A 13773-nucleotide genomic window follows, 5' to 3' on the forward strand; every position below is an offset into this window, starting at 1 on the left:
TATTTGTTCCTTTTTTAGTTGTGATAAGTTTACCTTACCCCTTAAAAAAGTTGTATGATTTAGTGTAGCCGATCCATCCGAATCCTAGACGAATTACTGTACCAAGGTTACCGCAGACGTTTGAGTTAGTGGGTAGAGATATAAAAACTAATGATGAGGTAGTAAAATATGGGTTTGTGTTGAGGCAGTGGTTCGTCAGTCGGGGGCATATATGGAGTAGTTATAGTGACCAGTTAGCATGGTGTAATGGTTTGGGTTATCGCATGCCTAGGGTAAGGGATTTTACCAATGCGAAGTGTGGTGTACATTTTAACTTTCCATGTATATATGGCGTAGATGGCGCCACGCCGTCGTCAGTACATAGGGAATACCAACGTCGTATAGGCGCTGGATTTTTCACGGAGTGGGGCGTTATGAGTCTCTACGCTGATACGGGCTTCAATGGCTGCGTCTGGGCATATGGCGTACCGGGTAGCAACCGCCAGCTCCATGTCCACTCTCGATGCGGCTGGGTCATCAGGCACGATATTGCCAGCAGCCTAATCGATTATGCTATTTGCACCACACCTTAGTTTTTAGCGTTTATTTCTTAATCATTAGGACGCAGAAGGTGCTTATGGTGTGAGAGGATAATCTAACAAAAGAATAAAGCACGGCGCAAGTTGGGCGCTGGCAGGCAAAGCCAGCACTTTAATGATTAAAAGTAAAACAGCGCCCGACCGATACGCCTTAAAAGCTTGCGCTTTTGCTATTAACTGGTTGTTATTAACAAGTTGTTATTAATAGCTATTATCAAATAACAAAAGCACTTTTCTTATTTCTTAAAAAAACAAATCCAACGTAATAAAAAAACAGTTTATAAGGGTTTGATTTTATTTAAAAATACAAATAAAAACTTCAATAAAATCAATGGTCTACCTGAACATTTTTAGAGCAAAACACACTTATAGCACCACAATGCTAATATGCCTGCCTTATCACAGCATCAAAATATACCGATAACAAAGTAAAGCTAGCACGTCAAACTGGGCTGTTGGGCGTGTTTGTGTTTTAGATGTTATTAGCAATATTAATCATTCCGTAAAAGTCAAAAAGTCCTAAAGGTAACACCCTATTTTAATTATAAAATTAACCTATCTCTAAAACCGAATCGTTTTCATCTTTACATTTCTTTACAAAAAAGTCCGCTAAAAAACTAGCCAACTATTTTTTAAACGGCTATACTCTTATTGCTATAGGAAAATAAGCGAATAATTATAAAAAATTCAAATAAAACAAAATATTACTTGACACGAGGAACGTAATGCAGTATCATTTTTGGCACAAGGCACAAGCACTGGCTAACCTACGTCTTAAATTTATCAAATAATCCTATTCGAAGAGTTTTTGCACGAAACTCATTTATATCTTCGAAATTATCCATAAAATTATTTTCAAAAGTTCCATTGGTATTAGCGCTATTGTTGTTATTGCCATACTCTTTTGAATCGCAGGCATTATCGGCCACGACTTCTAATTACATTCAGGGTACTGCGCCTTATTTAACCTTTGATGGCGGTGCGACTCATGCCGATTCAATTAGTCCCTTATTATCAGTGACATTGCCCGGAAACAAAATTATTACTGTATCAAATGATAGCTCAAGTATGGAAAACCCATTAGTGTTAGATAAACTTTTAGCCACTTTTGCGGATATCAAGACATTAGTACCGCATGGGGATTATCCAGAGGTATTGGCAGATAAAGTGATTGCTGACAATGGTTATTGGAAGGATGATGATGGCGATACACTTCATCGTGTCAATTCAAGTAAATTAAAAATTAAATGGCAGAATTTATATGGTCAAGATATTACTAATTATGTGAAAGATAACTCAGATAAAGCATTAAATGGCTGTGATGCACCTTATCAATTGACGTTAGAAGTGGAAGATGTGAGCATTAAGACAGAATATGGTATTCCTTCTGAAAGTGATAAATTTACTGGAAATAGGCATACCTATTATCTTTATCCCAAAATGGATAAACCACAATTCTGTTATGCTATGCCTAATTTAGAATATGATTGGCATTCAAATGATATACCTTACGATGGGGCTGTTTCTTCTCTTAACGATCCGCATGGAGATTGGAATAAATATAGAGGATTTTATGCCTATAATCCAGCGAATCCTGGAGCAAACTTTCCAACCACAGGCTCTCATAATTTATTTTTTTACTTGAGTGTTGCAGGAATGAAAGCACAAGATATCGTTAATACGAATGGTCGAACAATTTTGACAGGAGGGGTAACATTAACGTTAAATGCTGAAAATACGCTACCTACAGGGCTTGTAAAAATTAACTTAACGGGTCCTAAGGAGAGTAATCCTGGTTCTTTTATTCCTTCAACATTTTATTTACACGATAAAAACAATGACCCATTGTATAATTTTAGATTAGAGCGTTGGTATGTAGCTAAAAAAGGCGGTGCAGGCGGTTATCAAAATGCCGTAGCGTTTTGTAATAACTTTAATGGTGGTGGGTATCGTATACCCAAAGTGCTTGATTTTACCAATGCAAATAGAAATGATGGTATGCCAAATTGGCAAAATGGTATAACAGACGGAAGCTATTTACGAAAAATTAGTTATAAAGTGAATGGTTATTGGATGGGAGGATTACTTAGCGAATGGGGACGTATGACACAGCTTTACTATAAAGACAGTGATTGGGAGTTTTTTAGGGTAGGAGATCCCGATTGGAATAACATTAATTTGGCGCATTATTGGACTTCAGACCAACGAGTGGACAATGGCATTGTAGAAAATTATGTTGTAGAAGCTAATGTCGGTATAGTTGGCAGTAGGTTTCATTCGGATCAATACTATAGAGTGGCTTGTGTTACACCTTGATTCCTTACCTTCAAAAATAATTATTTAAAACAAAATACTTAGTATTTTGTTTTAAATAGTAGATTGACCCCTTCTGCTATAAACTCTTTAGATTAATTTAGCTGTAAAAGGTTATGTCCATCCATGGTAAGTAATTCTTACAATTTAGCTATTCAAAAGATAGAGAACAAGAACTTAAGCTATTTATTAACTACTATAATACGATTAAATCGCATAAAGTAATTTCAGAGGAAATACCTTATGCGTTTTTAGAGGATTAGTCCAACATTAAGTTTTAATTAACAATATTCCCGATAAACACGTTTGTGATATCCATTGATAGCCTAGCTTTTGAATACGATGAAAACATTTAGAAAAAAATCAGGGTAATGTTTTTTGGCTATCTTGCTAAATATTAAAGTAATTATTGGAACATCTAATAATTTAGGTCGATAATAGTAAGCATAACAGCTTAATTTTACAATAGCACATCACGGCAATTGATTTTTTGTTAACAGCTTTATTTAATCATCCCAAAGCATAATTGCATGATCTTCAGTTAATATTAACGGCGGTGCAAAAAGATACTCTTTGACTTTAGCTGGTAAAACCTGCATGTCATTAAAGTTAAATTGTAACTCAGGATAAACATTAGCAATTTCTTTTATACGGGAATCAAGTAATTCCTTTATTTTATTTGATTCTTTTGTAATAGCTATTTCGTCTTTTAGCATGCCAATTTGTTTTTTATGATGCTCTGACTCAAATATTTCATGAAAAACAAAAGAAAATCCCTTTTTGTTATTGGTTCTGTCACAATTGGGGCATTCTCTATATTCAGGATGATGCAATTTAAGTTCTTTAACACGCAAAGCAATAATTTCGTCGATATGATCGGTATAATAATTTAATGTGGGATCTAAATAAGCTAGCGTTCTGTGTTCAGGTATTGCGCTATTACTATGCACTAAGGTAAATAAAGGTTTTTTTAATATCTTCATTTTTGTAACTTCCTTTTAATTAAAATAAAAAGATAACAAGACCTTAATAAAGAAAATAGGCTGTTAATTTTATGTAAAAAAGTTTTTGGTTGACATAATACTTAAATAGAAAAAACAACAAAAATTAAAATAACTCATTATGTTATAATGAATATTTAAATTAATGAAATTAAGTTTCAAAGCATAGGTACTTAAAATAAAAAAATACTATTAAGAACAACTGCTATCAGAAAATGAAAAGTCTTATTTACTTATAAACCTTATTTAAAGGTTAATTACGGTATATTATCAATACAGTAAAACATTATTACTTAATAGTAAAAACTTAATAAGCAAATGACTACCTATTTAAAAATAATCACTTTTTTAAGACAGATTTAATTTTGGAAAGTTCAATAATATCGCTAATTTTATCTTTTAGTTAAAGATCTTACGTCTAATTTTATAGACAAATACATAACGAAGTTAATCAATATATCATAATAATTTTTAATATATTTAACTATTAAAGCTATTTAAAATAGTGCGGAGCACGGAATGATTTATTTTTTAGTAAAAAACTAGCAATATTGGTCAAATTATAAGACGAACATAATTATGGTGATGATTGTTGGGTTTTCAATGCCTTTGGATATTACAAATAATCAACCTAATATGTAGGATTTCCTTACGCTGTTTACAGGAATTGAAACAAATACGGCGATTAACATACTTTTTATTGCAGTAGTTTTAATTGATATACGGCATAATCAGCAAATAGTTAGTGATACAACAGATACAAACAAAATTTTAAGTGATTTGCTCACTTTTATAATAATAAAGTTAAACCACATAAGGCGATTTTAAATAAAATACCTTATGAGTTTTTAGAAGATTATTTTAACCGTGAAATATAAACAAATTGGTGTTTTCCTACATTTTAAGTCGAAAATGTCAGATGAGCTAACTATTTTTCAAGTTTGTTCTTTTTGACATGTTTTAAGTTAGGTAAAGCAATTGCTAGAAGAATAATACCCACTCCAATCCATTGATTAAAATGGACCGATTCGCGTAAATAAAAATATGAACAAGTGACCGCCACAGGCAATTCTGCTGCCGACAAAATGGCACTTAATGAAATTCCAATTTTTGGAATTCCTACCGAAAACAAAAAAGGAGGCAATACAGTACCTAGCAATGCTAATAAAAATCCTAACTGATACAGTTTGTCGCTAATATCAAGTTTGAAGAAAAATAAAGGTGGAAATATCAAAAAAGTAACAATACATGCGCCGGTAATCATCCACGCACTTTTTTCAAGCTTAGGTAATTCGTTACCAATATTGCTGCTAGTACTAATAAAGAGTGAATACATCAGTGCTGCTAAAAAACCAAAAAAACAACCAGTCAAATTTAAACTAATATCTTGATTAAAAATACCTGCTGCTAAGCAGCTACCTAAGATAATTACAATAATCGCTGAAAGTTGAATAATACTAGGTTTGTTTTTGAAAAAAATAAAATCAATAAAGACGCTAATCCACAAATATTGCATTAATAAAATAATTGCAATTGATGCAGGCACTAGTTGTACGCATTGGTAATAACAAATACCGACTAATCCAGGAAATAGACCAACAGCGCAGACCTTCCATTTTTTTGTTAATTTTGTATTCTTTTCTGTTGGAGGTGTTAATCGTGTGTTTGTTGATGTAGATACTTTTGGGGATCGTATTATTTTGACAATAAAGTGAATAATCCATAACATTAACATTCCCAAAAAACATTGGATACCAGTGACTTCACCTAATTTATACCCGTCTTGATAAGCCGTCTTAACGATAGAAGATAGTACGCCAAAGCTACATGCACCTAATAAAACCAGTAAACCGCCTAAAAATTTATCTTTCATATCTAAATCTCGTAACAAAAAATAACATTGCCGATAATTTCGGCTAAAAAACACAATAAAAGACATTAGGGGAAGGATTATTAAATTCATTCCCCAGATGTCTTTTTAATAAGTTAAATCAATCAAATTACAATGATAATTAATATTTCAAAATCTATTAATCTCAACAGATAAGTGATTATGTAGCACACTTACTTTTAGTATGGTCATAATTAAATGAATAATAAAAAACAACACCTAACACAAGTGCATATGTAGCGAAAATTAGCCAAATTGTTTGCCAATCTTTAAGACCATCATGTGTACACATGTCAACAACATAACCACTTAAAATCGAGCCAAAATAAGCGCCAATACCATTAACCATGGTCATAAACAGTCCTTGAGCACTGGCTCGAATATTTGAACTGACTTCTTTTTCAATGAAAATAGAACCTGAAATATTAAAAAAGTCAAATGCACAGCCGTAAACAATCATTGAAAGCATTAATAGCACAAAACCAAAAGGTGTCGGATCGCCAAATGCAAATAAACCAAATCGCAAAGTCCAAGCAATTAAGCTTATCATTATGACTTTTTTGATGCCAAATTTTTTGAGAAAAAATGGGATGGTTAAGATAAATGCGACTTCAGCCATTTGTGAAACCGATAATAAAATAGCTGGGTATTGTACAATTAAGCTATCTTTAAATTCTGAGACTTTACCAAAATCATGTAAGAAAGCGCCACCAAAAGTATTAGTGATTTGTAGTATCGCACCAAGTAACATAGCAAAAAGAAAAAAAACAGCCATAACGGGCTTTTTGAATAACACAAAAGCATCTAATCCTAAATAAGAAACCCAAGACTGTTTTTGACTTTTAGATACAGTAATATTTGGTAATGTTGCACTATAAACAACAAGTACAGCAGATGCTGCGCAGGCAACATAAAGCTGAGCATTACTCAACTCGAATTTGCATAAACTAATTGTCCACATTGCAATGATAAAACCGACAGTACCAAATACTCGTATTTTAGGGAAAACGGTTACCGAATCTAAGTTATGTTGAGCCAAACAGTGGTAGCTAATAGAATTAGATAATGCAATAGTTGGCATAAAAGCTAACGCATTGCCTAACATTACCCAAAATAAAATAGCTGAATCATTAACTGATGCAGCATAAAAAAGCGCAATAGCACAAACAGAATGACAAAGCATATATAGATATTTAGCCTGTAAAAATTTATCGGCAATAATACCAATAATAAATGGTGTAATTAATGCCGCTAAACCTTTGGTACTAAAAATCATCGATACTTCAATACCAGAAAAGTGTAAAGTATTAAATAGATAAGCACCAAAAGTGGCTAACCAGCTTCCCCAAATGAAATATTGGAAAAACATCATTATTTTTAATCTATTTTTTATGTTCATTGTTTATTCCTAAAATAAAGTGAACTTTTTATAGAAAATTACCAATAAAAAGTATTGGTTAGAAGCGTGCAATCGTTTTTGTTATTAGTTGTAAAAAAGTTGATTTAACGCGTTCTGCTGTCTCTATAACTTCTTCGTGTCCTAATGGTTGATCTAAAATTCCGCAAGCCATATTAGTTAAACACGAAATTCCAATGGTTTTAATGCCTGAATGGTGTGCGATAATTGCCTCGGGTACAGTTGACATGCCAACTGCATCGGCACCTAAAACACGAATCATTCTAATTTCGGCAGGTGTTTCATAAGTTGGACCTGTCCACCAAGCATAGACACCTTGTTGTAAGGTAATATTAAGTTCTTTGGCTACATCAATTACTGTTGAACGCAATTGCTTATTATAAACCTCACTTACATCTAAAAAGCGCACACCTAAATCAGGGTTATTTGGTCCAATAAGAGGATTGTTGGCAGTAAGATTAATGTGATCGGTGATCAACATTAAATCGCCTGGTTTAAAACTCGTATTGACTGCACCACATGCATTAGTGATAATTAATTTTTCAACACCAAGCATCTTCATCACACGAACAGGGAAAGTAACTTGATCTAACGAAAAACCTTCGTAATAGTGAAAGCGCCCTTTCATTGCCACAACTGTTTTGTCTCCGCATTGGCCAATGACTAATTCATTTGCGTGGCCAACGGCTGCTGATTTGGCGAAATGTGGAATTGTGTCATAAGGAATATGAACAGCATCTTCAAGAGTGTCGGCAAAAGGTCCTAAACCTGAACCAAGAATAATCCCAATTGTTGGTTTTTTGTTTGTGTGTTTCTGAATAAAATTAACGGCTTGTTGAATATCTGAAGTCTGATGCATGATAGTATCCTTTCAAAAAAAATTAATGCTAAGCTAAAGTAAAATAGGTGAATATAATAAAACAGTGATAACCTATTGCTTAGTTTAATTGGGTAAAATCCCATAAAATAATTAAAAAACAAAATAATTTTTGTTTTCGGCATATATTATGATGATCTTCGTCTAATAAAGGAAGATGCGAATTGGTATATCTTAGAATGAATTAGAAAAATTTATTTTTTATTTTTATTATTCAATATATTAAATTTAGATTAATTTAATCACCAAAATGAATAATATAAAAGATTTTCTTAGATAAGACGATCATCGCCAGAATAGATCACACCTTTATCGCCCCTAAAAAATCCTAACAAAGTTAAATGACATTGTTTAGCCAAATCGACAGCCATTGAAGTTGCTGCCGAAACCGCTAACAAAAATTCTACGCCACAATTGGCGGTTTTTTGTGCCATTTCATAGCTAGCACGACTTGATACTAATACCACACCGTGTTGATACTCAGGGTTATTTAACAATTTCATAGCTCTAAAGCCAAGTAGTTTATCTAATGCGACATGCCGGCCGATATCTTCAAACCCTGCCATAAATTGTCCTTTCAAATCTAGCCATACAGCTGCGTGCGTGCAACCAGTTTGTTTACCGACTTGTTGAACATGCGATAAATAGCTTAAGCTGTCACTAAAATCAGCTAAATCAATCTGACTTATTAATGGTAAAGTAGGAATATCTTGGCAGACTTGCTCTATCTGCTCAGTACCACAAATGCCGCATCCTGTTCGTCCAGCTAAATTACGTCGTTTTTCTTTTAGCTCGCTAAAGCGTCGTGACGAAAGTTCAATGTGTACTTCTATGCCTTTTGGGGTATCAATAACATCAATGCCATAAATATCATTAACCGAATGAATAATATTTTCCGTTAACGAAAAACCAATGGCAAAATAATCCAAATCTTTTGGTGTCGCCATCATCACTACATGTGAAATTCCGTTATAAATTAAAGCAACTGGCTTTTCGATAGCTAACATATCAGGTTGAAAATGTTGTAACTTACTGTTTTTAAATTTACGTACTGGAATTGATTTAACACCGATCGCCATTAATTGCCTCTTGCTAATTTGGTTATAATTAAGACTGCTATCAGCACAAGATCAGCCATTAATAATTCTAAAATGTTAACGCAGTGTAATATTTTATCAATAGATGGCGTGCTTAGCACTTAATAAGCAATATTATGATAAAATAGTTCACCATAAGCAATTGATAATTCATAAGCTAACTCTATGTCATTACAAGAAATTACACAGACTATCATGCAGTTTATTGAGCACCACCAAGTTTGGGCATTACCCATTATATTTTTATTGGCATTTGGTGAATCATTAGCGATTATCTCGCTTCTAGTGCCTGCAACGGCTATTTTATTAGGGGCAGGGGCTTTAATCGGTGGAGGAGCAATATCATTTGTACCCGTATTAATTGCCGCTTCGGCAGGTGCTGTTTTTGGAGATTTACTGTCTTATTGGTTGGGTAAACACTATCATCAACAAGTTATTGCTTCATGGCCACTTAATAAGCACCCTAAATTAGTTTATCGTGCTGAGCAATTTTTTCAGCGTTATGGAACGTTAGGGGTATTTATAGGTCGATTTTTTGGACCACTACGAGCCATAGTCCCTTTAATTGCTGGCACAATGCATATGCCAACCACCAAATTTAACCTAGCAAACATTGCTTCAGCACCAGTTTGGGCTTTTGTATTGCTTGCGCCAGGAGCATTTGGTGTGCCTTGGTTAGAAACTCTTTTTGGTTAAAGCGTGCCGATGGTATAACTACGACGCCCACTCTTGCGTCCCAATGCTTCTAAATTGGTTTGCAATGGTGGGAATGGTAGCGTTAAATGATGTTTACGATAAGCTTCAAGTATCAATTTATGTATAGCACTTCGCAGTAACATTCGGTGTCCCATCTCGGCAGCAAAAACACGTAGTTCAAACAACTGAATACCTTCTTGGATATCCACCAAAAATACTTGAGGTTCAGGATCGTTAAGCACATATTCACATTCATCTGATGCTTGTTGTAAAAGTTTGATAACCAAATCACTATCAGCATCGATAGTTGCGGGAATGGTTAATACAATTCGAGTGATCGAATCAGACAACGACCAGTTCACCAATTGTTCGGTAATGAAAGCTTTATTGGGCATCACAATTTCTTTACGATCCCAATCGACAATGGTAATTGCACGGGTATTAATTTTTGTAATATTACCTGTCAAATCACGAATTGTCACCGTATCGCCAATACGTACTGGTTTTTCGAATAAAATGATTAAGCCAGAGATAAAATTAGCAAAGATCTCTTGTAAACCAAAACCTAGCCCCACACCTAATGCGGCAATTAACCATTGAATTTTAGACCAGTCGATACCAATAAACGAAAATGCAATCATACAGCCTATCATCAAAGTAATATATTTTGAAACTGTGGAAATAGCATACCCTGTTCCTGGTGATAAATCTAAATGTTGCAAAATGCCTAACTCCAACAAAGAGGGCAGATTTTTGACCAACTGAACGGTAATTGTCATCACTAAAATCGCAATACAAACTGCACCAAGGGTAATGTATTGTTCGATTTCAGTTCCATTTACAATGGCGCTGGTTCCCCAAAGTTTAATATTATTCATAAAGGCAAAGGCCGAATGCAATTCAGACCATAGCAAAATCATACTAATTAGCGCAATCATCATAATAATCGATCTGACTAAATGTAAGGATTGCGCACTGATGACATCTAAATCGATAACAGGTTCATCAACACTTTCGTTAAGTGAATTGAGATCATCTTCATGTGATTTGGCTCGTTGCATACGTTCTAATCGACGCTGCTTGGTTCGTTCAAATTCTATACGACGTTTTTGGATCCACATCCAACGGCGAATCATAAAATAAATAACTAACAAAGCAAACCAAATAATGACAGAGGCCTCAAGACGTCCTAATAGTACTTGAGCTGTCGAAAGATAACCTAAACAAGCAGCAATGATAGCTAGCCATGGTGCACTTAATAAAATAAACCACAAAATATGACTTAATAAATTATCACCAGCTCCTTTTTTATCAATATAAAGAGGAACACCAGCACGATGGATAGAATTAGTCATAAACACCAAAGCAAAGCAGAGCAAAATAAACGACGTTCGACCAATTGTGGCTGCAAATTGATGATTATTATATTGATCAAAACTCATTACTATCATCACTAGTGGAATTACCAGCCAAACTGAAAGTTGATAATATTTCATCGCTGAGCGTACGCTAAGTCCAGACCAACCAAAATGGGTAATAAACAGTCCATTAGTTGACGCAAAATGCGCTGAAATAATAAATACCCACAAAATAGGCGCAGCAGCATTCACACCATAACCCAAGGCAAATGCGACAGGATAATCTGAATTAATCTGTAAAGCATAACCAAACACTGCCCACAAAATAGGGATAGGTAATGCCATAATTAATGAAAATATAATTACTTTTAAGGTTAAAGAGTAACTATCTTGTGTAACTTTTCCTACACGGCTAGCTGATTTATTGAGAAAAATATTATATTTCGTGCGCATCTTAAAGTGTGCAAACACGAATAGCAACGACAAAATAATTAAAAATAACGGTTTTGGCGAACTAAGTACTTCAATGCTAGCTTTATAAAGTTGCGAAATGGTATCGACAGAAAAAATCACATACACAACATCTTTGGCTAAATCAATTGGATAACTCAATGATATTGGATTCACATCAGCTACCCAGAAGAAATATCTGTGTGCAGCATCGTTTACTTCGTCAATCGCATTGGTTAATTGCTTATTGGCAATTTTTAGTTTAGTCAATTCTAGAATGGTAGTATCAGTTCCCGAAATAAGAGTCTTAAGTAATTCGGTCTGTTCTCGAATTAAACGACGATATTGGGTTGCTTCTTTGATGCTATTAAGTGGACTTGTTAAAGTTGGGTAATTGTCCAAAGATGTTAAAATATTACTATAATTAAGTTGTTGCGCTTTTGCCTCGGCGATTTCGGCATCAAGCGCTTGCGATTTGGGTTTTTCTGGCAAACGCAATAACTGTTGACGTAAGGTTTCGCCCAAAGCGGTCGAAAAACTCAACCATTCTCCTTGTTCATCAAGTGTTGCCAGTGTATTTTGAACATGTGAAATTTGTGTCGTGATATTGTTTTGCTCATTAACAATACTAGTTAGATGTGTTTTTTGTAACTCCATATTTTGTCTGAGTTCATCATTTTTATCACTTAACTGATGAACAACTAGCGAAAGATCATTCTCATCATTAATGACTGGTGTGGTTTCTTCGGCAAAAGTCAGTGAAGAAAACAACACAACAACAAAGCACACAACACCACGAATCCACATAAAGCTATATCCTGTCAGCTAATTTTTGACCCACGCGAGTAACATCACCAACTTTAAGGTGGTTATTAAACTCAATCGAATTTGAGGCAAACAGTGTAATTACTGTCGAACCTAACTTAAAGCAACCTATATCTTGTCCTTTAGTTAATTTTATCCCGTTGGTATAAGTCCAACGTTTCATTATTCCTTCTCGTGGAGGGGTAACAATACCTTCCCATTGTACTTCTATACTACCAACAATAGTTGCACCAACTAAAATTTGCGCCATTGGACCTAATTCGGTTTCAAACAAACAAATCACACGTTCATTACGAGCAAAAATATTAGGTATACTTTCGGTTGTAGCTTTGCTAACTGAAAATAGCGAACCAGGCACATAAATCATCTCACGCAAAATACCATCACAAGGCATATGAAAACGGTGATAATCTTTAGGAGATAAATAAGTGGTTGCATATAAACCATTTCTAAAAAAGTTGATCATATCAGGATGACAGGCAAGTAATGATTCTAAAGAATAAAAATGCCCTTTAGCTTGTAACAGCTGTGTATCAAGAATAGTACCAAACTGACTAATTACACCATCAGCAGGCATAACAACAGCACTATCGGTGGTATCAATTGGCCGTGCATCCTCATTTAATTCGCGAGCAAAAAAGTCATTAAAGGTTTTAAATTCTTTTACATCACTAATTTTTGCTTCGCTCAAATCCACTTTATACACTTTACAAAAAAGCATAATCATCCATGTTGTAACTTTACCTAACTGTTTTTTTGCCAACCAACCAAAAATAACGGTTAATAGCTGTTTAGGAAGAAGATACTGAATAATTGCTTTTAACTGATTTAACATAGATAACTCTCAAAATTATGTTATAAATAATACATTATACCAAGGTTTATAGACAAAGTGTAAAACCAACTTAAATCAATAATTTGTATAATTGATCATATACATATATAAATTTTGCCAATTCTGTTCAATAATGGCAATCGTTTAAAAACTTTTATCGTTATTGTTACTTAAACTGCGGTCATTACCAATAATTAAGGACAGTATTAATAGCATTTAGAAGCATTAAAGCTAGATTTAGTTACATTAAGCAGTATAGTTATATTATCATGTTATAAGTAATCATATTAGCATTTAACACCCTAAGAAATACATCGATTTAGTAATGGATTTAAGAACAGTATTTTTGCAGGAATACTAGGGCGTGTTGATCTTTCGTGATTATTTTTTAGACGGCATGATGTGAGTTATAATAATTCTGTCAAAAACAACCAT

General features: G+C 34.0%; 8 protein-coding genes and 1 pseudogene. 2 read left to right on the forward strand and 7 right to left on the reverse strand.

All coding sequences use genetic code 11. The features are described 5' to 3' along the window. The first annotated feature begins 1463 nt into the window (after positions 1-1463). Positions 1464-2894 (forward strand): hypothetical protein, encoded by a 1431-nt coding sequence (locus tag ACGH6Q_RS10930; protein WP_411592820.1) that lies wholly within the window; start codon positions 1464-1466, stop codon positions 2892-2894. A gap of 503 nt (positions 2895-3397) precedes the next feature. Here ACGH6Q_RS10930 and ACGH6Q_RS10935 read toward each other — a convergent pair. The 5 genes from ACGH6Q_RS10935 to fdhD form a co-directional block, all read right to left on the reverse strand. Continuing rightward, complete coding sequence (locus ACGH6Q_RS10935; RefSeq protein ID WP_065589334.1) at positions 3398-3874, reverse strand: hypothetical protein; 477 nt, start codon at positions 3872-3874, stop codon at positions 3398-3400. Positions 3875-4820: 946 nt separating this feature from the next. Next, positions 4821-5765 carry an EamA family transporter gene (locus ACGH6Q_RS10940; RefSeq protein ID WP_411592821.1) on the reverse strand — a complete coding sequence of 315 codons (945 nt, stop codon included), beginning with the start codon at positions 5763-5765 and terminating at the stop codon, positions 4821-4823. A gap of 178 nt (positions 5766-5943) precedes the next feature. Continuing rightward, the gene (locus ACGH6Q_RS10945) at positions 5944-7182 is read right to left on the reverse strand and encodes a nucleoside permease (protein ID WP_411592822.1); all 1239 of its coding nucleotides are present in this window, start codon (positions 7180-7182) and stop codon (positions 5944-5946) included. A gap of 58 nt (positions 7183-7240) precedes the next feature. Then, positions 7241-8059: a purine-nucleoside phosphorylase gene (locus tag ACGH6Q_RS10950; RefSeq protein ID WP_065560695.1), complete on the reverse strand. Its 819-nt coding sequence runs from the start codon at positions 8057-8059 to the stop codon at positions 7241-7243. Between the two features lie 290 nt (positions 8060-8349). Continuing rightward, positions 8350-9156, reverse strand: coding sequence for a formate dehydrogenase accessory sulfurtransferase FdhD (gene fdhD / locus ACGH6Q_RS10955; RefSeq protein WP_411592823.1), 807 nt, complete (start codon positions 9154-9156; stop codon positions 8350-8352). Between the two features lie 183 nt (positions 9157-9339). Between fdhD and ACGH6Q_RS10960 the strand changes: the two genes are divergently transcribed. Next, the gene (locus ACGH6Q_RS10960; protein WP_065589330.1) at positions 9340-9870 is read left to right on the forward strand and encodes a DedA family protein; all 531 of its coding nucleotides are present in this window, start codon (positions 9340-9342) and stop codon (positions 9868-9870) included. Here the strand turns inward: ACGH6Q_RS10960 and mscM are convergent. Beyond that, positions 9867-12485: a miniconductance mechanosensitive channel MscM gene (mscM, locus tag ACGH6Q_RS10965; RefSeq protein ID WP_065589329.1), complete on the reverse strand. Its 2619-nt coding sequence runs from the start codon at positions 12483-12485 to the stop codon at positions 9867-9869. The two genes, ACGH6Q_RS10960 and mscM, sit on opposite strands and share 4 nt — an antisense overlap. Before the next feature lie 7 nt (positions 12486-12492). Continuing rightward, positions 12493-13338 (reverse strand): annotated as a pseudogene (gene asd / locus ACGH6Q_RS10970) (archaetidylserine decarboxylase); the annotation flags it as partial. Positions 13339-13773: the final 435 nt, after the last annotated feature.

The sequence above is a fragment of the Gilliamella sp. BG2 genome (assembly GCF_046635645.1).
Taxonomy (GTDB): Bacteria; Pseudomonadota; Gammaproteobacteria; order Enterobacterales; family Orbaceae; genus Gilliamella; species Gilliamella bombi.